The sequence below is a fragment of the Streptomyces sp. NPDC001513 genome, assembly GCF_042894695.1.
In the GTDB taxonomy this organism is placed as follows: Bacteria; Actinomycetota; Actinomycetes; order Streptomycetales; family Streptomycetaceae; genus Streptomyces.
The window spans coordinates 238897-262295 of sequence record NZ_JBIAVU010000014.1 but is presented as its reverse complement, the minus strand read 5'-3'; the positions used below and the strand labels follow the sequence as shown (position 1 = coordinate 262295).

At 72.4% G+C, this 23399-nt stretch carries 23 protein-coding genes; 13 read left to right on the top strand and 10 right to left on the bottom strand.

Features of this window, described 5'->3' with window-relative positions; genetic code table 11:
* Position 1: 1 nt before the first annotated feature.
* Genes panC through ACFYZ4_RS29880 form a run of 4 tightly spaced genes read left to right on the top strand, consistent with a single transcriptional unit; the run spans position 2 to position 4463 of the window.
* Positions 2-922 carry a pantoate--beta-alanine ligase gene (gene panC, locus ACFYZ4_RS29895; protein WP_390785327.1) on the top strand — a complete coding sequence of 307 codons (921 nt, stop codon included), beginning with the start codon at positions 2-4 and terminating at the stop codon, positions 920-922.
* Positions 919-2679 (top strand): L-aspartate oxidase, encoded by a 1761-nt coding sequence (locus tag ACFYZ4_RS29890; protein WP_351302737.1) that lies wholly within the window; start codon positions 919-921, stop codon positions 2677-2679. The genes panC and ACFYZ4_RS29890 overlap by 4 nt, the downstream gene beginning before the upstream one ends.
* Before the next feature lie 2 nt (positions 2680-2681).
* Positions 2682-3650, top strand: coding sequence for a carboxylating nicotinate-nucleotide diphosphorylase (nadC, locus tag ACFYZ4_RS29885; protein WP_351302734.1), 969 nt, complete (start codon positions 2682-2684; stop codon positions 3648-3650).
* Positions 3651-3653: 3 nt separating this feature from the next.
* Positions 3654-4463: a type III pantothenate kinase gene (locus tag ACFYZ4_RS29880; RefSeq protein WP_351302731.1), complete on the top strand. Its 810-nt coding sequence runs from the start codon at positions 3654-3656 to the stop codon at positions 4461-4463.
* A 505-nt stretch (positions 4464-4968) separates the two neighbouring features.
* On the opposite strand, the gene ACFYZ4_RS29875 is transcribed toward ACFYZ4_RS29880, so the two are convergent.
* Entirely contained in the window at positions 4969-5178 is a 210-nt protein-coding gene (locus ACFYZ4_RS29875; protein ID WP_351298321.1) for a hypothetical protein, read from the bottom strand.
* Positions 5179-5387: 209 nt separating this feature from the next.
* Here ACFYZ4_RS29875 and ACFYZ4_RS29870 point away from each other — a divergent pair, with 209 nt between their 5' ends.
* On the top strand, positions 5388-6512 hold the full coding sequence (locus tag ACFYZ4_RS29870) for a DUF5937 family protein (protein ID WP_390785314.1): 1125 nt from the start codon (positions 5388-5390) through the stop codon (positions 6510-6512).
* 260 nt (positions 6513-6772) lie between these two features.
* Positions 6773-8323, top strand: coding sequence for a M28 family metallopeptidase (locus tag ACFYZ4_RS29865; RefSeq protein WP_390785313.1), 1551 nt, complete (start codon positions 6773-6775; stop codon positions 8321-8323).
* A 90-nt stretch (positions 8324-8413) separates the two neighbouring features.
* Here ACFYZ4_RS29865 and ACFYZ4_RS29860 read toward each other — a convergent pair whose 3' ends face one another.
* Positions 8414-9397 (bottom strand): SAM-dependent methyltransferase, encoded by a 984-nt coding sequence (locus ACFYZ4_RS29860; protein ID WP_390785326.1) that lies wholly within the window; start codon positions 9395-9397, stop codon positions 8414-8416.
* Between the two features lie 154 nt (positions 9398-9551).
* Between ACFYZ4_RS29860 and ACFYZ4_RS29855 the strand changes: the two genes are divergently transcribed.
* On the top strand, positions 9552-10754 hold the full coding sequence (locus ACFYZ4_RS29855) for a sensor histidine kinase (RefSeq protein ID WP_351298314.1): 1203 nt from the start codon (positions 9552-9554) through the stop codon (positions 10752-10754).
* A gap of 17 nt (positions 10755-10771) precedes the next feature.
* Positions 10772-11446 (top strand): response regulator transcription factor, encoded by a 675-nt coding sequence (locus tag ACFYZ4_RS29850; protein WP_351298311.1) that lies wholly within the window; start codon positions 10772-10774, stop codon positions 11444-11446.
* Between the two features lie 75 nt (positions 11447-11521).
* Here ACFYZ4_RS29850 and ACFYZ4_RS29845 read toward each other — a convergent pair whose 3' ends face one another.
* From ACFYZ4_RS29845 to ACFYZ4_RS29835, 3 genes are all read right to left on the bottom strand, one after another.
* A complete protein-coding gene (locus ACFYZ4_RS29845; protein ID WP_351298308.1) occupies positions 11522-12142 on the bottom strand; it encodes a hypothetical protein in 621 nt (206 codons plus the stop codon).
* 175 nt (positions 12143-12317) lie between these two features.
* Positions 12318-13703, bottom strand: a complete 1386-nt coding sequence (locus ACFYZ4_RS29840) for a PH domain-containing protein (RefSeq protein ID WP_384349220.1) — start codon at positions 13701-13703, stop codon at positions 12318-12320.
* The gene (locus ACFYZ4_RS29835; RefSeq protein ID WP_390785312.1) at positions 13700-14191 is read right to left on the bottom strand and encodes a PH domain-containing protein; all 492 of its coding nucleotides are present in this window, start codon (positions 14189-14191) and stop codon (positions 13700-13702) included. The genes ACFYZ4_RS29840 and ACFYZ4_RS29835 overlap by 4 nt, the downstream gene beginning before the upstream one ends.
* A 31-nt stretch (positions 14192-14222) precedes the next feature.
* On the opposite strand from ACFYZ4_RS29835, the gene ACFYZ4_RS29830 reads away from it, so the two are divergent.
* From ACFYZ4_RS29830 to ACFYZ4_RS29815, 4 genes are all read left to right on the top strand, one after another.
* Entirely contained in the window at positions 14223-15365 is a 1143-nt protein-coding gene (locus tag ACFYZ4_RS29830) for an NADH-quinone oxidoreductase subunit D (protein WP_390785311.1), read from the top strand.
* Positions 15366-15430: 65 nt separating this feature from the next.
* Positions 15431-16375: a nucleoside hydrolase gene (locus ACFYZ4_RS29825; protein ID WP_390785310.1), complete on the top strand. Its 945-nt coding sequence runs from the start codon at positions 15431-15433 to the stop codon at positions 16373-16375.
* A gap of 80 nt (positions 16376-16455) precedes the next feature.
* Complete coding sequence (locus ACFYZ4_RS29820; RefSeq protein ID WP_390785309.1) at positions 16456-17307, top strand: arylamine N-acetyltransferase; 852 nt, start codon at positions 16456-16458, stop codon at positions 17305-17307.
* Positions 17308-17336: 29 nt separating this feature from the next.
* Positions 17337-17552 carry a hypothetical protein gene (locus ACFYZ4_RS29815; RefSeq protein WP_384349234.1) on the top strand — a complete coding sequence of 72 codons (216 nt, stop codon included), beginning with the start codon at positions 17337-17339 and terminating at the stop codon, positions 17550-17552.
* A gap of 1 nt (position 17553) precedes the next feature.
* Here ACFYZ4_RS29815 and ACFYZ4_RS29810 read toward each other — a convergent pair whose 3' ends face one another.
* The 4 genes from ACFYZ4_RS29810 to ACFYZ4_RS29795 all read right to left on the bottom strand — a co-directional run bounded on the left by ACFYZ4_RS29810 (position 17554) and on the right by ACFYZ4_RS29795 (position 21075).
* The gene (locus ACFYZ4_RS29810) at positions 17554-18585 is read right to left on the bottom strand and encodes a hypothetical protein (protein ID WP_390785308.1); all 1032 of its coding nucleotides are present in this window, start codon (positions 18583-18585) and stop codon (positions 17554-17556) included.
* A 108-nt stretch (positions 18586-18693) separates the two neighbouring features.
* Entirely contained in the window at positions 18694-19671 is a 978-nt protein-coding gene (locus ACFYZ4_RS29805; RefSeq protein ID WP_390785307.1) for an ABC transporter substrate-binding protein, read from the bottom strand.
* Between the two features lie 33 nt (positions 19672-19704).
* A complete protein-coding gene (locus ACFYZ4_RS29800; RefSeq protein ID WP_351298291.1) occupies positions 19705-20373 on the bottom strand; it encodes an ABC transporter permease in 669 nt (222 codons plus the stop codon).
* A gap of 3 nt (positions 20374-20376) precedes the next feature.
* A complete protein-coding gene (locus ACFYZ4_RS29795; RefSeq protein WP_351298288.1) occupies positions 20377-21075 on the bottom strand; it encodes an ABC transporter permease in 699 nt (232 codons plus the stop codon).
* Between the two features lie 149 nt (positions 21076-21224).
* Here ACFYZ4_RS29795 and ACFYZ4_RS29790 point away from each other — a divergent pair, with 149 nt between their 5' ends.
* Positions 21225-22187 (top strand): ABC transporter ATP-binding protein, encoded by a 963-nt coding sequence (locus ACFYZ4_RS29790; protein ID WP_390785306.1) that lies wholly within the window; start codon positions 21225-21227, stop codon positions 22185-22187.
* 69 nt (positions 22188-22256) lie between these two features.
* On the opposite strand, the gene ACFYZ4_RS29785 is transcribed toward ACFYZ4_RS29790, so the two are convergent.
* Positions 22257-23366 carry an alpha/beta hydrolase-fold protein gene (locus ACFYZ4_RS29785; protein WP_351298283.1) on the bottom strand — a complete coding sequence of 370 codons (1110 nt, stop codon included), beginning with the start codon at positions 23364-23366 and terminating at the stop codon, positions 22257-22259.
* Between the last annotated feature and the right edge of the window lie 33 nt (positions 23367-23399).

Below are 23399 nucleotides of genomic sequence, written 5' to 3'. Positions count from 1 at the left end.
GATGACCATGGGCGCCCTCCACGAGGGCCACGCCACCCTGATCCGTACCGCCCGCGAACAGGCCGGGCCGGACGGCCAGGTCGTCGTCACCGTCTTCGTCAACCCGCTGCAGTTCGGCGCGAACGAGGACCTCGACCGCTATCCGCGCACCCTCGACGCCGATCTGCTGATCGCCGAAGGGGCGGGCGCCGACGCGGTGTTCGCCCCGGCCGCCGACGAGGTCTACCCGGGCGGCGACCCGCAGGTGCGGATCACCGCCGGGCCGATGGGCGAGCGCCTCGAAGGGGCCACCCGCCCCGGCCACTTCGACGGGATGCTGACCGTCGTCGCCAAGCTGCTCCACCTCACCCGCCCCGACCTGGCCCTCTTCGGCCAGAAGGACGCCCAGCAACTGGCGCTGATCCGGCGGATGGTGACCGACCTGAACTTCCCCGTCGAGGTGGCCGGCGTTCCGACCGTCCGCGAGGAGGACGGGCTCGCCCTGTCCTCCCGCAACCGCTACCTCTCCCCCGCCGAGCGGCACACCGCCCTGGCCCTGTCCCGCGCCCTGTTCGCCGGCCAGGACCGGCTCGCCGCGCAGGCGGCCCTGCGCGCCCGCGCCGAGGCCTCCCCGGCCAGCGACGAGCGGGCCACCGCCCTGGCCCGGCTGGGCGAGATCCGCGCCTCGGCCGACGCGCACGCCGTCTCGGCCGCGGGCGGGGGGCTGCCGGACGCCGTACGGTCCGCCGCGCTGCACGTCCTGGAGGAGGCGGGCCGCCACGAGCCGCCGCTCGACCTGGACTACCTGGCGCTGGTGGACCCGCAGGACTTCACCGAGGCCGGTCCCGACTTCACCGGGCAGGCCGTGCTGGCCGTCGCCGCGAAGGTGGGCGCGACCCGTCTGATCGACAACATCCCATTGGAATTCGGAGCACACTCGTGAGCACCCCAGGCAGAGGCCCCGCAGGCAGCGACGGCGGAGACACGGCCGCGGGCACCGGCATACGCCTGCACGCGCCCGCCCCCGGCTGGTCCCTCGACGCCGATGTCGTGGTCGTCGGTTCCGGTGTGGCGGGCCTGACCGCCGCACTGCGCTGCGCCGCCGCGGGCCGCCGTACCGTCGTGGTCACCAAGGCCCGGCTCGACGACGGCTCCACCCGCTGGGCCCAGGGCGGCATCGCCGCGGCCCTCGGCGACGGCGACACCCCCGAGCAGCACCTCGACGACACCCTGGTCGCGGGTGCGGGCCTGTGCGACGAGGAGGCCGTACGGCTGCTCGTCACCGAAGGCCCGGACGCGGTACGGCGGTTGATGGCCGCCGGCGCGGTCTTCGACACCTCCGCGGAGACCGGCGAGATAGAACTGACCCGCGAGGGCGGCCACCACCGGCGACGCATCGCGCACGCGGGCGGCGACGCCACCGGCGCCGAGATCTCCCGGGCCCTCGTCGAGGCGGTCCAGGCCGCGGGCATCGAGACCGTCGAGAACGCCCTCGTACTGGACCTGCTGCACGACGCGCAGGGCCGTACGGCCGGAGTCACCCTGCACGTGATGGGCGAGGGCCAGCACGACGGCGTCGGCGCCGTCCACGCGCCCGCCGTGATCCTCGCGACCGGCGGCATGGGCCAGGTCTTCTCGGCCACCACCAACCCGTCGGTGTCCACCGGTGACGGCGTGGCGCTCGCGCTGCGCGCCGGCGCCGAGGTCTCCGACCTGGAGTTCGTGCAGTTCCACCCGACGGTGCTCTTCCTCGGCCCGGACGCCGAGGGACAGCAGCCGCTGGTGTCGGAGGCGGTCCGCGGGGAGGGCGCGTACCTCGTCGACGCGGACGGCGTCCGCTTCATGGTCGGCCAGCACGAGCTCGCCGAACTGGCCCCGCGCGACATCGTCGCCAAGGGCATCATGCGCCGCATGCAGGAGCAGGGCGCGCAGCACATGTACCTGGACGCCCGGCACTTCGGCGCCGAGATGTGGGAGCAGCGCTTCCCGACGATCCTCGCCGCCTGCCGCTCGCACGGCATCGACCCGGTGACGGAGCCGATCCCGGTCGCGCCCGCCGCGCACTACGCGTCCGGCGGCGTACGGACCGACCTGCACGGCCGGACCACCGTCCGCGGCCTGTACGCCTGCGGTGAGGTCGCCTGCACCGGTGTGCACGGCGCGAACCGGCTGGCGTCCAACTCGCTGCTGGAGGGCCTGGTCTTCGCCGAGCGGATCGCCGACGACATCGCCGCGCAGCGCTTCGGCGGCAACGGCCCTGTCGTCCCGGTCCCGGCGACCGGCCCGCTCCAGCCCGCCGCGGCCCGCCACGAGATCCAGCGGATCATGACGGAGGGCGCGGGCGTGCTCCGCTCCGCCGCCTCGCTGGCCACGGCGGCCGAGGCCCTCGAAGCGCTGTACGCGACCGCCCTGAACGACCTCGAAGCGCACGGCAAGACCGCCGAGCCGGGTGTGGACACCTGGGAGGCCACGAACCTGCTGTGCGTGGCCCGGGTCCTGGTCGCCGCCGCGCAGCGGCGCGAGGAGACCCGCGGCTGCCACTGGCGCGAGGACCACCCGGACCGGGACGATGCCGACTGGCGGCGTCATCTCGTCGTCCGGCTCTCGGCGACCGAGAAGCGGGCCCTGGTCGTCGTCCCCACCGACTCCGCGGACTTCCCGTCCGTGCATCCCCTGAGCACCCCGAGCCTGGAGCAGTGACCGTGAGCACCCCCGAACTTCCCCTGATCGACCAGAACGACGGCGGCTGCGGCGACGACTGCGCCTGCGGCGACGGCGAGGAGAGCGGCCTGGACCCGGCGCTGGCCCAGCTGCTGGCCGACGCGGGCCTGGACCCCATCGAGGTCGAGGACATCGCGCACATGGCGCTCTCCGAGGACCTGGACGGCGGCGTGGACGTCACCACCGTCGCCACGGTGCCCGAGGAGGCCGAGGCGATCGCCGACTTCGTCGCGCGCGAGAACGGCGTCGTGGCCGGTCTGCGCATCGCCGAGGCCGTGTTCTCCGTGGTCTGCACGGAAGCCTTCGAGGTCGAGCGGCACGCGGAGGACGGCGACACGGTCAAGGCCGGCGAGGTCCTGCTCTCCGTACGCTCGCGCACCCGCGACCTGCTCACGGCGGAGCGCAGCGCCCTGAACATCCTGTGCCGGCTGTCCGGCATCGCGACGGCCACCCGCCGCTGGGCGGACGTGCTGGAGGGCACCGGGGCGAAGGTCCGCGACACCCGCAAGACCACGCCGGGCCTGCGCGCGCTGGAGAAGTACGCGGTGCGCTGCGGCGGCGGCGTCAACCACCGGATGTCGCTGTCGGACGCCGCGCTGGTCAAGGACAACCACGTGGTGGCGGCGGGCGGGGTCGCGCAGGCCTTCAAGGCCGTACGGGAGGCCTTCCCGGAGCTCCCGATCGAGGTCGAGGTCGACACCCTGGAGCAGATCGGCGAGGTCCTGGAGGCCGGCGCCGACCTGATCCTGCTGGACAACTTCACGGTCGCGCAGACCGCCGAGGCCGTGGCCCTGGTGGGCGGGCGCGCGGTGCTGGAGTCCTCGGGCCGCCTCTCCCTGGACACGGCCCGTGCGTACGCGGAGACCGGCGTGGACTACCTGGCCGTCGGCGGGCTGACCCACTCCTCGCCGATCCTGGACATCGGCCTCGATCTGCGCGAGGCGGTGTAACCCGTGCTCCTCACCATCGACGTCGGCAACACCCACACGGTCCTGGGCCTGTTCGACGGTGACGAGATCGTCGAGCACTGGCGCATCTCGACCGACCCGCGGCGCACGGCCGACGAGATGGCCGTGCTGATGCAGGGCCTGATGGGCATGCACCCGATGCTCGGCAACGAGCTGGGCGACGGCATCCACGGCATCGCGATCTGCTCGACGGTGCCGTCGGTCCTGCACGAGCTGCGCGAGGTCACCCGCCGCTACTACGGCGACGTGCCGGCGGTCCTCGTCGAACCCGGCATCAAGACGGGCGTCCCGATCCTCATGGACAACCCGAAGGAGGTCGGCGCGGACCGCATCATCAACGCGGTCGCGGCGGTCGAGCTCTACGGGGGCCCGGCGATCGTGGTCGACTTCGGTACGGCGACGACGTTCGACGCGGTGTCGGCGAAGGGCGAGTACGTGGGCGGGGTGATCTCCCCGGGCATCGAGATCTCGATGGAGGCGCTCGGCGTACGCGGCGCGCAGCTCCGCAAGATCGAGCTGGCCCGGCCGCGGAACGTGATCGGCAAGTCCACGGTCGAGGCGATGCAGTCGGGCGTGGTCTACGGCTTCGCGGGCCAGGTCGACGGGGTCGTGGCCCGGATGGCGAAGGAACTGGCCGGCCCGAACGGCGACCCGGACGATATCCGCGTCATCGCGACGGGCGGGCTGGCGCCGATGGTTTTGGGCGAGTCCTCGGTGATCGACGACCACGAACCGTGGCTGACCCTGATCGGCCTGCGACTGGTCTACGAACGCAACGCACCGAACTTCGACTAGCCCTGCGTGGCCCCCCTACCGGGGCTCCGCCTCAAACGCCGGCGAGGCCAGATGGTGCGGCGGAGGCTGGAGTGGTGCGGCGCAGCTGAATCGTGCGGCTCAAAGACCGGGGCTCCGCCCCGCACCCCGCTCCTCAAACGCCGGAGGGGCTGGATTGCGCGGCAGAGGCTGAATGTGTGCGGCCAGGCCAGATTGGGGCGGCGCAGGCGAAAGGTCGCCGGGCTGGGTAGCAGCCGGGCCGGTTGGGGCGGGGTCGGGTGTGTGTCGGGGTGATCCCCGCAGGGCGCCGAACGCAACGGGGCCGATCTCTCCGACCCCTCGTCACGTTCGGCGTCCGAGGAGACACCCCGGCGCGCGCCCGGCCCCGGCACAACCGGCCCCCACCCCGCACCCCGCCCGAGCGGCGCAGCCAACCCGCGCCCGGCCCCGGCACAACCGGCCTCCACCCGAAGCCCGGTCCGGCCCGGGCCAGGCCCAGCGGTCGGGTCCATTAGCCGGTGGCGGTTCAGCATGCGCGCGGTCTGCTCAGCATCCGCCGCAAGGCCGCGCGCCACGGGTGGCCGGCCGGGCGGCCCTCCACCACCGCCTTGACCTGCTCGTACGACCGGATCTCGCGCAGCACGGCGACGTCGTCGCGGCCGGGAGGCGGGGGCATCGGGTCCCCGTGCTGGGAGGCCCGCCAGGTGTCTATGAGGTACTGCTCGATCGCGCTCATAGCTCTACCCTCACCCCGTCGGCGGCACCGCGCACGACAGTTGACGTTCCCCGTCAATCGACGGCCCCCCACGGCCGCCCCACCACCGCCCCACACGCAAACGATCACTCGTCCGGCCGCCGCGCCGGACCGCCCGCGGCCACTCGTACGGCGGCCCCGGACGGTCGCCCCGGCGCCACCCTCGGTGAGCGGGACGACAGAATGGCCTGATGAGCGTCACCATCGACATCGCCGGACTCCCCGCAGAGCGGATCACCTTCGCGCCCTCCCCGCTCGCGGAGCTCTGCATGGCGCTGCACGCGCTCTCCCAGCCCGCCCATCACCCCGCGCTCACCTCCTGGACCACGGCCACCGCCGCCTCGCTCGATCCGTGCCTCGCGGACCGGCTGCTGGAGGGCGAGTTCATGTGGCGGAGCTCGTTCTCCGACATCTTCATGGCCTTCGCCGGGATCGCCGGCGGGACCGGGCTGCCCGCCGGGACCCTGGCCGAGGAGCTCGACGTACTCGACCGGCTGGACGACGAGCAGTTCGTCATGGCCGCCCTGGAGCACTGCTGGCTGGCGCTCTACAACGAGGGCGGCGGCCCGTCCCCGCTCACGAACCCGGCGGCCCGGGCCAAGGCGCTGGAGGTGGCCGCCGCCCGCGGCCCCCACCAGCTGGAGTTCTCCCTGCGCCTGCTGGACGACACCGCCGGCGTACGGGTGTGGATGCGCCGGCTCCTGGAGGACTGCGACGAGGCCTTCTTCGCGGAGACCTGGAAGCGCGTGGAGCCGGGGCAGAGCGCCGACACCCGGCACAAGGCCGAACTGCTGCGCCGCAAGGGGCTGCCGGCCGCGCTGCGGGAGGTCTCCACGGCCCTCAGCGTCGACGAGGGCCTCACCACCATCACCGTCGACAAGATGGTCAACGGGGCGGCGACCGCGACGGACCCCCGAATAGGCAGCGGCCTCGTCTTCGTGCCGACCAACTTCGGCTGGCCGCACCTGCTCGTGGTGCACGCACCGGGCTGGCGGCCGGTGGTCCACTATCCGCTCGGCACCCCCGCACCGGTCTCCGCACCGGGCTCGGTGGAGCTGCTCCAGCGGCGGATGGAGGCGCTGGCCCACCCCATGCGGATGCTGCTGTGCCGGAGTCTGGCCCGGGCCCCGTACACGACGAGCGAACTGGCGACCGTGTACGGGATCACCGCGCCGGAGGTGTCACGGCATCTGGCCGTCCTGAAGAAGGCCGGCCTGATGCACACGCGACGGCAAGGCCGCTACGCCCAGCACCAGTTGGACCTGCGTGCGGTCGCCCGCATCGGATCCGACTTCATCGAGGGCGTCCTGCGCTAGGCGGAACCGGCGGGCGGTTGGCCGGATTTGATCGGCGCAGAGTCACCGATATACGGAATTCATAAACCGAAAACAGCGAAAACCCTGGCCTTGGCGGCCACTTGCTGTCTAACGTGCGCTCACTGTTTCCCCACCTGACGCACACCGATTCTGCGTTTCAGTGGCACCACGCTCCACCACGCCGTGCCTTGCCATGCCCGCTGTGCCTTGCTGTGCCCAGTTCCGCCCGCCCTGCTCGCCTTTGTCGTGGAAGGACCTTCATGCCCTCACGCCGTATAGCCGCAGCAACCGCCGCCCTGGCCGCAGCGGCCCTCGTCTCACCGCTGCTGCTCGCCGGACCGGCCGGAGCCACCGGGAGCCCGCAGAGCGACGCCGCCCGCGGTGACGCGCTCGCCAAGAAGCTGGTCAAGGAAGCGACCGGCAAGGGCGCCTACAACCACCTCAAGGTCCTGCAGTCCCTGGCGGACTACAACAACGGCACCCGCGTGGCGGGTTCCAAGGGCCACGAGCAGTCGGCCAAGTACATCGAGGCCGTCCTGAAGGCGGCCGGATACACCGTCACCCGCAACGAGTTCGACTTCGTCTACGTCGAGACCATCGAGCAGAAGCTGACGGTGGGCGGCGCGAACGAGCGCGACGTACCGATCCACCTGATGACCTACACGGCGAACTCCCCGGAGGGCGGTGTCACGGCCCCGGTCGCCGTCGCCCCGGTCGACGCGGACGGGACGAACGGCTGCGAGCCCGGCGACTTCGCCTCGGGCACCTTCACGGGCAAGATCGCCCTGGTCAAGCGCGGAGGCTGCACCTTCGCGGTGAAGCAGCAGAACGCGGCGGCCGCCGGCGCGGTCGGCGCGATCATCTACAACAACACCGCGGGCGCCCTGAACGGCACCATAGGCGACCCTGCGGCGGGCAAGGTCCCGACGGGCGGCATCACCCAGGCGGACGGCGAGAAGCTCGCCGCCGAGGCCGCCGCCGGTCCGGTCGAGGTCACCCTCGACATCCGCGAGCTGCGCGAGAACCGCAAGACCTTCAACGTGATCGCCGAGACCAAGGGCGGAGACGAGAACAACACCGTCTTCCTCGGCGCGCACCTCGACTCGGTCGCGGCCGGCCCGGGCATCAACGACAACGGCTCCGGCTCGGCGGGCATCCTCCAGGTCGCCCAGCGGCTCGCGAGCGAGCAGAAGAAGGTCAAGAACAAGGTCAAGTTCGCCTGGTGGTCGGCGGAGGAGTTCGGCCTGCTCGGCTCGGAGGCGTACGTCGCCGGGCTGACGGACGAGCAGAAGAAGCAGATCAAGCTCTACCTGAACTTCGACATGATCGCCTCGCCGAACTCCGCGTACTTCGTCTACGACGGCGACGACTCGGACGCCACCGGCGCGGGCCCCGGCCCGGCCGGCTCCGCCCAGCTTGAGAAGGGGATCACCGACTTCCTCGACTCCAAGAAGATCCCGCACGAGGGCACGGACTTCTCCGGCCGCTCGGACTACGGCCCGTTCATCGAGGTCGGCATCCCGTCCGGCGGTACCTTCACCGGCGCCGAGGGCATCAAGACCCCGGAGCAGGCCGCGAAGTTCGGCGGCCAGGCGGGCGTCGCCTACGACGTGAACTACCACGGCAAGGGTGACGACATCACGAACATCGACCAGAAGGCGCTCGACATCAACGTCGACGTCATCGCGGACGCGGTCGGCCACTACGCGCACGACCTGGCCCCGCTGTCGAAGCCTGTCGTCTCGACGCCGACCACCGGCTCGGGCAGCGGCGGCGGCCTCCACGACGGCCACGACGAGGTCAACCAGTAGCAAATCCAGCCTCGCCGGCGTTTGAGGCGCGGGGTCCGGGGCGGAGCCCCGGGTCCCGGCGCCAGCCGGGCTCCACACGCCGGGCCCGCGTCAGCCGCCGGCGGGCTCGGGCCAAGCCGCCCGGATCCCGACCGGCTGGCAGAGCCACAAGAAGTCGCCGAGCCCGCCGCGAGCGGTCAGCTCGGCCGCCTCACCCGCGGCGGCCAGCCCCCGTACGTACGCCACCGGATCCGCCGAGGCCAACGCCAGCGCGGGCCGGACGCCCGAGACCCCGAGCCCCGTCAGCGCCTCGCGCTGGGTCCGCAGGACCGCGTCCGGCCCCGCGCAGGAGTCCAGCGCCACGTGCGCGGTGACGTCGCAGCTGCCGTCCGGTACGGGCGGGACCTCCCGGCCCGCGCGGAAGCCCGTCAGCGTGCCGTACGGCGGCCTCGCGTCCCGGGTGTGGCCGTAGTCCACCGCCACCGCCAGCCCCCGCTCCAGGCTCGCCACGGCCGCCGCCCAGGCCTCGTCCCGCGCCCGGCCGATCTCGGCCCGGCCGCGATCGGTCCGGCCGCGATCGGTCCGGCCGCGATCGGCACCGCCACCGCCCGGCCACCACCGCTCCAGCCAGGCCCGGTCCGCGTCGTCCAGCGGGCCGCCGGGGCTTTCCGTACCGTCCGGGGCGACCAGGACGTAGCGCCCGTCCTCCGCGATCTCCAGCGGCACGTTGTCCAGCCACTCGTTGGCGAACAGCAGCCCCGTCGTCCCTTCGGGCGGTGCCTCGACCCAGCGGATCCGCGGGTCGAGCCCCGCGGGCCGCTCCGCCCGCTCCACGGCATACGGACGCACCCGCGCGGCCGTCTCCGGCTCCAGCGCGGCCAGCACCCCGGCCAGCAGCTCCCCGCGCCCGGCCCCCACGTCGACCAGGTCCAGCCCCTGCGGGTGCCCGAGCTCCGCGTCCACCCACCGCAGCAGCCGGGCCACGGCTCCCGCGTACAGCGCGGAGGCGTGCACCGAGGTGCGGAAGTGCCCGGCGGGTCCGGGTCCGCCCGGGCGCACGTAGAAGCCGCCGGGTCCGTACAGGGCGGCGTCCATCGCGTCCCGCCACCGGACCGGAGTCGGATGTCCACCCTGGGTGCTCACCCCACAAAGGCTAAGCTCAACTCCACCTTCGGGAGTACGCCCCCGAGGCCAGGTTCGAACCTCTGGTTGACTCCAGCACCTATCACTGTTCCCTACTCTGGGTGACGTGCAGCGCCTCTACGACTTCCTCCGCAGACACCCGACGGGCGTCGACAGCTTCTGGGCTGTCCTCCTCTTCGGGGTCTCGATGCTGAACGTCGTGGGCGAGCCCGACATCAGCCGACCCCTGAAGTTCGCCGCCGTCCCGGTGGTGATCGCGCTGAGCACGGCCGTGGCCCTGCGCCGCAAGTGGACGCAGGCGATGTTCTGGCTCACCCTCGGAGCGGGCGCCTTCCAGCTCTCCGTGGGGATCATCGCCGGGGTCTGGGACCTCGCCATGTTCGTGATCCTCTACACGGTCGCCGCGAGCGAGGTCCCGCGCTGGGTCTCCCGCACCGCACTGGGCTGGGGGCTGGCGGCCGCGCCGCTCTACTTCGTGCGCTTCGGCGTGGACAAGGGCACCAACGACGTCGACAACCTCCTCTTCGCCATCTTCATGATCATTCCGTTCGTGCTGGCCTGGGTGCTGGGCGACTCCCTGCGCACCCGCCGGGCCTACTACGCCCAGCTGATCGAGCGGAACCAGCGACTGGAGAAGGAGCGCGAGGCCCAGGCCAAGGTGGCCGTGGCCGGCGAGCGCGCCCGGATCGCCCGCGAGCTGCACGACGTCGTCGCGCACAACGTCTCGGTGATGGTGGTCCAGGCGGACGGGGCGGCGTACGTCATGGACGTGGCCCCCGAGCAGGCCAAGGAGGCCCTCCAGACCATCTCCGGCACCGGCCGCCAGGCCCTCGCCGAGATGCGCCGGCTGCTGGGCGTCCTGCGCACCGGCGAGCCCCAGGAGTCCGAGGACTACGTGCCGCAGCCCGACGTCGAGCAGATCGAGGTCCTGGTCGAGCAGGTACGGGCGGCCGGGCTCACGGTGGACTTCGAGGTCGAGGGCGCGCCGCGGCGGCTGCCCAGCGGGGTGGAGCTGACGGCGTACCGGATCGTGCAGGAGGCACTGACCAACACCCGCAAGCACGGCGGCCCGGAGGCGAAGGCCAGCGTCCGGCTGGTCTACTTCGACGACGGGCTCGGCCTGCTGATCGAGGACGACGGCCGGGGCGCGGCCCACGAACTGTACGAGGACGGCGGCGCGGACGGCGCCGGGCACGGACTGATCGGCATGCGCGAGCGGATCGGTATGGTCGGCGGAACCCTGGACGCGGGCCCGCGTCCGGGCGGCGGCTTCCGGATCAGCGCACTGCTTCCCCTGAAGAAGAGATGACGAGGACGAGGTAACTGATGTCCATCCGAGTGATGCTGGTCGACGACCAGGTGCTGCTGCGCACCGGCTTCCGGATGGTGCTCGCCGCCCAGCCGGACATGGAGGTCGTCGCCGAAGCGGGCGACGGCCTGGAGGCGTTGGAGGTGCTGCGGGCCACGAAGGTGGACGTGGTGCTGATGGACGTCCGCATGCCGAGGCTGGACGGTGTCGAGGCGACGCGGCGGATCTGCGAGCCGGACGAGCACCCGAAGGTCATCATCCTGACCACCTTCGACCTGGACGAATACGCCTTCTCGGGCCTGAAGGCCGGGGCGAGCGGCTTCATGCTGAAGGACGTCCCGCCGGCGGAACTGCTGGCGGCCATCCGCTCGGTGCACAGCGGGGACGCGGTGGTCGCCCCGTCCACGACGCGGCGACTGCTGGACCGCTTCGCGCCGATGCTGCCGACGACCACGCAGGAGCCGCGGAACAAGGAGATCGAGCGGCTGACGGAGCGCGAGCGCGAGGTCATGCTGCTGGTGGCCCAGGGGCTGTCGAACGGGGAGATCGCGGCCCGGCTGGTCCTGTCGGAGGCGACCGTGAAGACCCACGTGGGCCGCATCCTGACGAAGCTGGGGCTGCGCGACCGCGTCCAGGTGGTGGTCCTGGCGTACGAGACGGGCCTGGTCCGCGCGGGCGGCGGCGCCGGCTAGCAGTTTCTCCGGGTGTTCCCCCGGGCCGCCCGGCCCGGGGGGAACACGGATCCGCGCTGTGCGGGCGGACAGGGGCTAGCGGATGACGAACTCGCAGCCCGAGCCGGCGGGGACGGTGTCGAGGGCCGCCTGGTCGGCCACGAGGATGTCGAAGCCCGTACCGCAGGTGATCCGGTCGAAGCCGCCGTTCTTGCTGACGAGGGTGTCGTTGCCGCCGCCCCCCTCGAAGGTGGTGGTGGTGCCGGTGTTGGCGTTCCATCCGTCGGAGTCGGTGAGACGGTCGGCGGCGGTGCCGCCGATCAGCCGGTCCTCGCCCGATCCGCCGTCCATGTCGGATGGGACCGGGGTGTTGTTGGTGGCGATGTCGTTCCCGTTGCCCAGGGCGGCCTGGATGCGGGTCAGCCCGGTGAGCACCCCGCAGCGGACGGTGTTGGGGCCCTGCTGGACACAGCCGGGGCCGGCCGTGATCGTGCTCGTCGTGTCGGTGACGGTGACCACGCCGCCGCTCCCGATGCCGAAGGTCACGGTGTTCTGCTCGCCGGGCAGGGCCGCGAAGCGGACCTCGCCGCCCGACCGCATCACGAACGAGGGATCGGCGGCCGCGGGGCCCGCGAAGGCCATCGTCATCGCGAGCGCCGCCGCGGCGGGGGCGGCCAGTCGCGCCAGGCGCACGAGCCGTGAGGTGTTCGGGTTCATCAGTGCTGTCCCTTGGGGTTGCCGACTGCGGATCAGGTCGAGGATCCGTCGCCCCCTTCGCTACCCGGAGTGACCGATAGGCTCTTCCTGTTATCACACAGTTACCTCGTGTGCCGCAGTCGTCCCCCCGTCCGGCTCACGCACCCGGCTCACGCGTCCGACTCACGCGTCCGACTCACGCACCCGGCTGCGTCATCCAGCGGTCCGGGCGGGCCGAGGCCCGGGAGGTGCGGGCGCGGACGGCCTGGGCGGCCAGCAGGGCGGCGGCCTCGTCCGCCGCCCGCAGCCGGGCCGTGACCGTCCCGTTCGCGCCGGTGTCCACGTGTACGTCGGCCAGGCCGCAGGCGCGGGCCCACGGGCCCTGGCCGAGGCGGACGCTCTGCACCTTGGCGTGCGGGACGATCTCCGTACGGCGGCACAGGCGGCCGTGCCGGGCGGCGAACACCTCCGGGGAGACGGCCAGCGCGTAGCCCTTCCACCACACCGGGACCACCCGGCGCGAGCCGGCCCGCGGGGAGCCGGAGAAGGCCAGGGCCGCCAGGTCCACCCCGGGCAGCACCCGGGCGATCACGGCGTACGCGGCGGCCCGCGAGGCCACCGGGACCAGGACCTCGTTCTTCGAGCCCGCCACGGCCAGCTCCACGCGGACCCGGTCGCGCCGCCGCCACAGCAGCGGCTCCACGATCCGTACGGTCTGCACGCGCCCCGGCGGCACGGTCTCGTGGGCCCGGTCCAGCATTCCGTGGTCCAGCCGCAGCCCGTCCGGGGACTCCGCGACCCGCCAGTCGTACTCCGCGAGGAAGCGGCCCGCGGTGGCCGCCCAGACCGCGCCGAGCATCGGGAGCAGGGTGACGACGGCCGCCCACGGGCTGGAGCTGAACCACCACACGGCCACCGGCCCGACGATCCCGGCCGCGAGCGCGCCCAGGACGCCGAGGCTGAGCAGCAGCGACACCACGAGCTCGCGCGGGCTCACGCGCAGCAGCTCCGTGTCGGGGGCCTCGCCCAGGCGCACCGCCTCCTCGGGGGCGAAGCCCGCCGCGCGGGCGAGGAGTTCGGCGCGCAGGGCGACGGCCTCCTGCTCGCCGAGGAAGGACAGCTGGTCCTTGTCGTCGGTGCCGATGACATCGAGGCGCAGGCTGGCGACGCCGGTCAGCCGGGCCAGCAGCGGGCGGGTGACGTCCACGGCCTGGAGGCGGTCGAGGCGGATGTGCGCGGTGCGGCGGAAGAGCAGTCCCGTACGGATGCGCAGTTCGGTGTCGGTCACGGCGTAGTGGGTGAACCACCAGCTCAGGAAGCCGTACACGGCGAACACGAGGATGACGCCGGCCAGAGCCAGCAGCCGGAGCAGGACGGACAGGTCCGCCACCCACTTCTGGGCCTGGTCGCCCTGCTGGGCGACGACGCCGACGGTCGCGGCGATCGGCACCCAGGCGCGGCGCAGCGGCGTGAAGGGGTGCAGCCGCCGTCCGGCTCCGCCGGGCTCGGCGCCGGGGGCTGGGGCGGGGGCAGTGACAGGGGCGGGGGTCAGCGGGTCGCCGTCCGCCGGACCGGCGGTCACAGGCCCGCCGACCTTGCCTCGCCGAGGGCGGTGAGGCGGTCGCGCAGCCGCTCCGCCTCGGCCGGCGCCAGGCCCGGGATCTTGGCGTCGGTGGCCGCCGCCGCCGTGTGCAGCTGGAGGGAGGCCAGCCCGAAGCGCCGCTCCAGCGGGCCCGAGGTCACCTCGACCAGCTGCATCCGCCCGTACGGGACCACGGTCTCCTCCCGCCACAGCACCCCGCGGCTGATCAGCAGGTCGTCCGCCCGCTCGGCGTACCGCCAGGACCGCCAGTTCCGGCCGAGGAGCACCCAGCCCCAGCCCAGGACGGCGAGCCACACCACCCCGAGGGACGCCCACCACGGGCCGGCCGTCAGCCCCAGTACGACGGCGGTCACCACGGCGAACCCCGTGGCCCAGATCACCAGCAGCAGCCGCCGCAGAGTGAGCAGCCCGCCCGGCAGCCCCACCCACACGGGCCCACCCGTCTCACCCTCTGTCCCCGTATCCATCCACCAAGCGTAGGGCTGAGACAATGCCCGCATGACGGAGACCACGGTCGGCATCGGCGGAGCGGCGGAGAGCACCGACATGGTGCTCAACATCGGCCCCCAGCACCCTTCCACGCACGGCGTGCTGCGCCTGCGGCTCGTCCTGGACGGCGAGCGGATCGTCAGCGCCGAGCCCGTGGTCGGCTACATGCACCGCGGCGCCGAGAAGCTCTTCGAGGCCCGTGACTACCGGCAGATCGTGATGCTCGCGAACCGCCACGACTGGCTGTCCGCGTTCTCCAACGAGCTCGGTGTGGTCATGGCCGTCGAGCGGATGCTCGGCATGGAGGTCCCCGAGCGGGCCGTGTGGATGCGGACCCTGCTCGCCGAACTGAACCGGGTGCTGAACCACCTGATGTTCCTCGGCTCGTACCCCCTCGAACTGGGTGGGATCACCCCGATCTTCCACGCGTTCCGCGAGCGCGAGGAGCTCCAGGCCGTCATGGAGGAGATCTCCGGCGGCCGCATGCACTACATGTTCAACCGAGTCGGCGGCCTCAAGGAGGACCTCCCGGCCGGCTGGCTCGGCCGGGCCCGCGCCGCGATCGCCGACGTCAACACCCGCATGCACGTCTACGACGACCTGGTGCGCGGCAACGAGATCTTCCGCGCCCGCACGCGCGGCGTCGGCGTCCTGTCCGCCGAGGCGGTGCACGCGTACGGGGTCTCCGGCCCGATCGCCCGCGCCTCCGGCGTCGACTTCGACCTGCGCCGCGACGAGCCGTACCTGGCCTACGGCGAGCTGCAGGACGTCCTCAAGGTCGTCACCCGCACCGAGGGCGACTGCCTGGCCCGCTTCGAGTGCCTGCTGGACCAGACCCACAACGCGCTCGACCTGGCCGTGGCCTGCCTGGACCGGATGGCGGAGCTGCCGCCGGGGCCGGTCAACCAGCGGCTGCCCAAGGTACTGAAGGCGCCCGAGGGCCACACGTACGCCTGGACCGAGAACCCGCTCGGCATCAACGGCTACTACCTCGTCTCGAAGGGCGAGAAGACCCCGTACCGGCTGAAGCTGCGCAGCGCCTCGTACAACAACATCCAGGCCCTGGCCGTACTGCTGCCGGGGCAGCTCGTCGCGGACATGGTGGCGATCCTGGGCTCGCTGTTCTTCGTGGTCGGCGACATCGACAAGTAGAGACCTCCCGAGCGGCTCTCCGGCGGCAGACTGGACGGGTCCGCAGTCCGACGAGGAGGTCGCCCGTGCCCGTCCCGATCATCATCGACTGCGATCCCGGGCACGACGACGCGCTGGCGATCATGCTGGCGGCGGCGGACCCGGCGGTCGACCTGCTCGCGATCACCACGGTCGCCGGCAACCAGACGCTGGAGAAGACCTCCCTCAACGCCCGTCGGGTGTGCACCGTCGCCGGGATCACGGACGTGCCCATCGCCGCCGGCTGCGACCGGCCGCTGCTCCAGCCGCTGGCCGTGGCGGACGACGTGCACGGCGCATCCGGACTGGACGGACCGCGGTTCCCCGAACCCACGGTCAACCTGGTCCCCGAGCACGCGGTCGAGCTCATCCACCGGATCCTCGTGGACCACCCGGAGCCGGTCACCCTGGTCCCCACCGCCCCGCTGACCAACATCGCCCTGCTGCTGACCCGCTACCCCGACAGCGCCGCCCGCATCCGCGAGATCGTGCTGATGGGAGGCTCCACGGAGCGGGGCAACCGCACCCCGGCGTCCGAGTTCAACATCCACACCGACCCGGAGGCCGCGGACATCGTCTTCCGCAGCGGGGTCCCCGTGACCATGTGCGGGCTCAACGTCACCCACCAGGCCCTGGCCACGCCCGAGGTCCTGGCCCGCTTCGAGGCCCTCGGCACCGAACTCGGCGACATCTGCGCCGAATTGCTGGCCTACTTCGCGTCGACGTACCGCCGGCTGTGGAACATGCCCCATCCCCCGCTGCACGACCCCGTCGCCGTGGCGCGCGTGATCGACCCGGCCCTCGTGGGGTGCGTGCCGGCGAACGTCACCGTGGAGCTGCACGGCCGGTTCACGCGCGGGGCAACCGTCGTGGACCTCCACCGGTACCTGGACCGCCCGGTCAACGCGCAGGTCGCCGTGGACCTCGACACCCCGCGCTTCTGGGACCGGATGGTCGACGCCGTCGCGGCCCTCGGCAGGACCGGACCGTGAGCGCCCGCGGCCCCGGCCCGGGCCCCGGCCCCGCGGGTAATTCCCGGGGGCCGCGCGCGCCCGGCGCCTACGCTGACCGGATGATCTCCGCCATATTCGACGGTTACCTGCGCCGGCTCGGCGTCATCGATCCCGGAGCCCCCAGCGCTGAACGGCTGTTCGCGCTCCAGCGGGCGCATCTGGAGCGCATCGCCTACGACAACATCGACATCCAGCTCGGCCGGCCGCCCGGCATCGACCCCGAGCTGTCGGCCCGCCGGTTCGCCGCCGGGCGCGGCGGCTACTGCTTCCACCTCAACGGCGGCCTCGCGCTCCTCCTGGAGACCCTCGGCTACGAGGTGACCCGGCACATCGGCGGCGTGTGCGGCGAGGCCGCCTCCCGCGAGGTCGGCGGCGGGCACCTCACCCTGACCGTCCGCGTCGACGGGAGCGAGTACTGGGTGGACGCCGGGCTCGGGGACGGCCCGTACGAGCCGCTGCCGCTGCGCGAGGGCGCGTACGAACAGGGCGGCCTGCGGTACCGGCTGGAGCGGCTGGAGCCGCTCCATGGCGAGGGTGCGGGCTGGAGCCTCCTCAGCCCCGACATGCACATGCCCCGGATGAACTTCCGGGACGCCCCGGCGGTGACCGCCGACTTCGATGCCATGCACACCTGGCTGTCCACCGGCGAGGACTCGGTCTTCGTACGGACCTTCGCGCTGTTCCGCCGTGACGCGGAGGGCGCGGACGTGCTGCGGGGCCGGATCCTGACCCGGTTGGACTCCGCGAAGGGGACCAGCGAGCGGGAACTGGCCGACGCGGACGAGCTCTTCGAGGTCATCGGGAGCGTCTTCGGGCGCGACCTGGACGACCTGACCGCCGCGGACCGGGCGGCACTGTGGGCGCGGGTCCAGCAGGGCCACGAGGCCTGGCTCGCCGCCCGGCAGGGCTGATGTCGGCGGGGCAGGGCAGACTGGGCGCCATGTCCCACTCCCCCCGCCGGGCCTGCCCCTCCTGCGGCCGCGACTGCGCCGTCACCGCCGGCCGGATCGCCCGCCACGACCCGCCTGCCGGGCGCGGACGCGGCGACCTGGTGTCCTGCCCCGGATCCCGGGCCCGGGTGGTGCTCGGCGCCTCCGCGCCGACGCTGGACGGTTTCGTGCTGGCCGAACACCCCGGCCAGCTGCCGCTGTTCTGAGCTACGAGATCGCGGTGCGCAGCCGGACCACGTCGATCGGCTCGGTCTCGTCGTGGGCCGTCAGGTCGATGACCTGGCCCACCGCACGGGTCTCGGCGGTCGCCGGCTTGAACTCCGGCCCGGGGGCGGCCTCGGCGGACTCCGCCTTGTGGACCGCGAGGGCCTCGGCGCCGACCACGTCGGCCAGGTCCTCGTTCTGGACCGCCTCGATCACCGCGCGGGCCTGCGCCGCGTTCTTGGTGCCGAAGAAGTCGAAGCCGCCCTCGACGCGCGAGGCCGTACGCCGCTGGGCCGCGTACGGGGCCACCGCCGCGGCCGGGCGCCGCGCGGGGACCGACGACGCGGGGACCGAAGGAGCGGGCACCGCGGGTGCGGGGCGCGAGGGCTCGGGGGCCGCGGACGCCAGGGCCGCCGCGGCGGGGGCCGCGGGCAGGGCCGCCTGCGTCTGCTTCCTGCGGGCCAGCGCCCCCAGGGCCGCGTGGGCCCGGGCGTAGCCGACCGTGGTGGGCGCGCCCGCCGAGGTGCGCTCCTCGGAGACGGCCGGAAGTTCCTTCGGCGCGGCGGCCGGAGCCGCGGAGGAGGCCTCGATGGCCAGCAGCCGGCGGCCCTCCAGGGCGCTGGCGCGCTCGGTCTCGGCGGTCGCGTAGCGCCGCAGCAGCGCCGCGTGCTCGCCCCGCAGCCCGGCCAGTTCGACCCGCTTGGCACGCAGCTTGGCGTCGAGCCGGCCGCGCAGCACGCGGGCCTCTTCGAGATCGGATTCGAGCTCGGCTATCCGCTCGTCCGTCCGCCACTCGTCCTTGACCCGCTCGCGCGCGAGCTCCGCCACGCGGCGGCCCGCCGAACGGTCCCAGGCGCGCATCACGACGGCGCCGCCGACCCCGGCGGCCGCGGTGAGGGCCACGAGGAGCCTCAGCGGCAGGGGTTCCGCGAGCAGCCAGGCCGCTCCGGCACTGATGACGGACACACCTGCGACGGTCGTCGGCGTGAGCAGCCGGTGCAGGGGTTCGGGATTGCGGTGGCGTCCACGGGGCATGGCCCGAAATTTACAGGGCGTGGGGGTCCAGCGGGATACCCGCCCGGCAATCTCTTGACGCTCTTCCCGGGCAGGTACTCCACATTCCTCCATCAACCCCCGTGACTTCTACTTCTTGAGAAGCCCCTTGGACTCCAGGTAGGCCTTCGCGACGTCCGCCGGCTTGGCGCGCTCCGCGTCCACCTTCCGGTTCAGGTCGACCAGATCGGCCGTCGTGAGGACCTTGGTCAGCTTGTCGAGGGCGGCCGCGACCTCGGGGGCGCCGGCGTCCTTGGCATTGACCACCGGGAGCACGTTGTCGGCGTTCTGGAGCTTCTTGTCGTCCTCCAGCAGGACCAGGCCGAAGCTGTCGAGGGTGGCGTCCGTGGTGGTGGTCAGCACGAGCTGGTCGGCGCCGTCCTTGACGGCCTGCTTGGCCTGCGGGGTGCCGACGCCCTTCGGGTCAATACCGGAAACTTGAATTCCGTATGTCTTCGTCAACCCCGGTGCGCAGAAGGGCCGTACGGAGCATTCGTCGCCCGCCGCGATCTTCACCTTCAGGCCGGACTTGCCAAGATCGGAAAGCGTCTTCAGGTTGTTCTTCTGGGCGAATTCCTTGGTCACCGCGAATGCGTTCTGGTCGACGGCCCCGCCCGCGGGCAGCGCCTTCAGCCCGAGCGGGGCGGCGAGCTTCTCCAGGGCCGCCACCGTCGCCGCGACGTCGCTCGACGCCACCGGCTTCTCCTCGGGCGCCTTCGGACCGTTCACCTTGGCGTTGAGGAACTCCGCGAGCGTGGCCGCGTACTCCGGGACGACGTCGATCTCGCCCTTCTCCAGCGAGGGCTCGTACAGCTCGCGGTTGTTGACCGTCTTGACGGACGTGCCGTAGCCCGCGTCCTTGAGGACCTGCGCGTACAGCTCGGCCAGCACGTTCGACTCGGTGAACCCGGCGGCGCCGATCACCAGGCTGCCCTTGCCGTCCGCGGCCGGGGCGGACGAACCGCCGTCCTTGCTCTTCTCCAGGCTGTCGCCGCCGCACGCGGCCAGCGACACCGTCAGGGCCAGGGCGCCCAGGGACGCGCCGAGGACGCGCGTGGTCTTGGTCATGGAGTAACTCCGTTTCGAGGCGATGGACAGGAATCAGCGGTGGCCCGCGGCCCGCGGCAGCAGCCGGTCCGCCGCCACCAGCGCGCCCTCGACCAGCAGGGCGAGCGCCGCCACCAGCAGGGCGCCCGCGACGACCTGCGGGGTGTTGTACGTGTTGAAGCCGGCGGTGATGATCCGGCCGAGGCCGCCCTGGCCGACCATGGCGGCGATCGTGGCCGTGGCGATGACCTGCACCGCTCCCGAGCGCAGCCCGGTCATCACCAGCCCGCGCGCGAGCGGGAGTTCGACGCGCAGGAAGAGCTGGCCGCCGGACATGCCCATGCCCCGGGCGGCCTCCACCACCGAACGGTCCACCTCGCGCATGCCGACGTAGGCGTTCGTCAGCAGCGGCGGGAGGGCGAACAGCACCAGCGCGGCGATGGTCGGCACATAGCCGGCGTTGCGCAGCGGGGAGACCATGAACAGCGCCAGCACCGCGAAGACCGGAACGGCCCGTCCGATGTTGGAGACGTTGATCGCGAGGGCGCCGCCCTTGCCGAGGTGGCCGAGGTACAGGCCGACCGGCAGCGCCAGCGCGCAGGCGATCGCCAGCGCGACCCCGCTCACGTAGACGTGCTCGCCGAGCCGGTGCCAGACCCCGCTCTCCCCCGACCAGTTGGCGCCGTTCGCCAGCCAGTCCCAGGTCTCTCCCAGTACCCCCACGGCCTAGGCCCCCTTCCCCGAAGCCGCCGGCCGGGCTCCGGCCCGGGTCCACGGCGTGAGCAGCCGCTGTACGCCCAGCAGCAGCAGGTCGGCCACGAGCGCGAGCAGCACGCACAGCACCGAGGCGGTCAGCACCTGGGCCTTGAAGGAGCTGTTCACCGCCGGGGCGATGAGGTTGCCGAGGCCCCCCTTGCCGACGATGGAGCCGACCGTGGTCAGCGCGACCGTCGAGACCGTGGCGATCCGTACGCCGGCGAGCAGCGCGGGCAGCGCCAGCGGCAGTTCCACCTGCCACAGCAGCCGGCCCGGGCCGTACCCCATGCCGCGCGCGGCCTCCCGTACCTCCTCGGGCACGGCCTCCAGGCCGGCCAGCACGTTGCGCACCAGGATCGTCAGCGAATACAGCACCAGCCCGGTGACCACCAGCGCCGCCGAGAGTCCGAAGACCGGCAGCAGCAGGGAGAACATGGCCAGCGAGGGGATCGTGTACAGCAGCGTGGTGAGGGCCAGCACGGGCGCCGCCCAGCGGCGGCTGCGGCGGGCCAGCAGGGCGAGCGGCACGGACACGGCTATGCCGATCAGGACGGACACGCCCGTGATCCAGATGTGTTCGAGGGTGGCGTCCGTGAGCTCCTGGGAGCGGGAGGTGACGTAGTCCCAGCAGATCCAGTCGTTCGCCACCAGGCAGTTCCGCCCGGCCATGCACCCCACCCCCCGCCATTCGAACGCACGTCTTCACAGTCACCCTTCACAGCGACCCTAACCCCCACGACCCACAATGGCCGGAATCCTTCGCACGGGGGCAACACGCCCTTCACAAAACAGGGGCGCGGGTGCGGAAAGATGAGCTTGTGATCCGATTCGAGCATGTGACCAAGCGCTACCCCGACGGGACGACAGCCGTCGAGGACCTGTCCTTCGAGGTGGCGGAGGGTGAGCTGGTCACGCTCGTGGGCCCGTCCGGCTGCGGCAAGACCACCACGATGAAGATGGTCAACCGGCTGATCGACCCGACCTCCGGCCGGATCCTGCTGAACGGCGAGGACATCGCGGCCGCCGACCCGGTCGAACTGCGCCGCCGCATCGGGTACGTCATCCAGCAGGTCGGGCTGTTCCCCCACAAGACGGTGCTGGAGAACACGGCGACCGTGCCGCAGCTGATCGGCACCCCGAAGGCCAAGGCCCGCGCCCGGGCGGCCGAACTGCTCGAACTGGTGGGGCTGGATCCGGCCGTGTACGGGGGCCGGTACCCGGAGCAGCTGTCCGGCGGGCAGCGCCAGCGCGTCGGCGTGGCCCGCGCGCTCGCCGCCGACCCGCCGGTGCTGCTGATGGACGAGCCCTTCGGCGCGGTGGACCCCGTGGTGCGCGAACGGCTGCAGAACGAGTTCCTGACCCTGCAGAAAACGGTCCGCAAGACGATCCTGCTGGTCACGCACGACCTGGAGGAAGCCATCCGGCTCGGCGACCGCATAGCCGTCTACGGGACCGGCACCATCGAGCAGTTCGCCCGCCCCGCGACGGTCCTCGGCTCACCCGCCACCCCGTACGTGGCCTCCTTCGTCGGCTCCGACCGCGGCCTGAAGCGGCTCGCCGTCACCACGGTCGAGGCCGCCGACCTGGCAGCGGCCGAGGGCAAGGCCCCCGCGGCGGCCGTGGAGCTGGGCGCGACCCTGCGCGAGGCGCTCGCGGCCCTGCTGCAGGAGGACTCGGGCCGGATCGGGGTCACCGACCCGGACTCCGGCGCCCTGGTCGGCGTACTGACCCCGGAGGGCGTGCACCGGGCCCTGCGCCGGGCCCAGTTGCAGGAGGCGTAGCGCGGTACGGCGGAAGGGCCCGGCTCTCCCGAGCCGGGCCCTTCCGCCGTACCGCACGCGCCCACGGCCTCAGGCCTGGATGCGCCCGCTCATCCACACCAGCATCGGCGGGATCTCGCGGCGCCACGTGTTGAAGTTGTGGCCACCGCTGTCGAGGATGATCGAGGAGACCCGGTCCGGGCCCTGCACCTTCTTGATGAACTTCTTGGTGTCGCCGAGGTTCGGCTCGCCCTTCTCGCTGCTCGTCACGAGGAAGGACGTACCGCTCGGCTTCTTCTTGTCGATGCTGTGCAGCACGTCCGCGCGCTTCTTCAGCTTCTCGTCCCCGTGGAACAGGTCGCCGGTCGTCGGATCGTCCGGGGCGTCGTAGTACGCGGACAGACCGGCGGCGGCGCCGAAGGTCTCCGGGTAGTGCGCGGCGATCTTCAGGGCGCAGTAACCGCCCGTGGAATTGCCGATGAAGCCCATGTTCTGGGGCTTCTTGCCGACCCGGAAGGTGCTCGTGATGGCCTGCGGGAGGTCCTCGCCGAAGAAGGTCTCGGTCTGCGGGCCGCCCGGTATGTCGACGCACTCGGTGTCACGCGGCGGCGCGATGGTCGGGCGCAGCATGACCAGGATCATCGGCTTCATCTTGCCCGACTTGGACAGGCTGAAGGCCTTCATCGGGTAGTCGAGCCCCTTGATCAGGTTCTCGGCGGTGCCCGGGTAGCCCGTCAGGACGATCGAGGCGGGAAAGTTCTGGTCCTTGTGCTGCGGCTGGAAGTATTCCGGCGGGAGCCAGACGTAGCCGGGGCTCGTTATCTTCGACTTCTGCCCGGTTATGGCAACCTTCAGGATCTGACCGCCGACCTGGGGCTTGGCGCCACCGGGGACGTCCAGCTTCTGCTTGTCGACGACCTTGATGTCGTCGCTGCTCATCGAGTGGTCGACGACCTTGCCCATGGACGTCTCCTGGCCGAGCAGGTCGGCCCAGGAACCGTAGAAGAGGAACGACTTGTTGGCCGCGAGACCCACTGCCGAGAACAGCGCCAGCTGCGTCGCCAGCAGCAGCCCGATCCGGCCGGCGAAGGCGCGCCAGGTGCGGCCCGACAGCTTCGGCCACAGCCAGACCGTGGCCGCGAACAGCAGCACACCGGCCAGGATGGCCAACGCCAGAACCGTAGTACTCGTGAGACCCATGAGCAGTCAGTCGACTTTCTGATGGCAGGACTT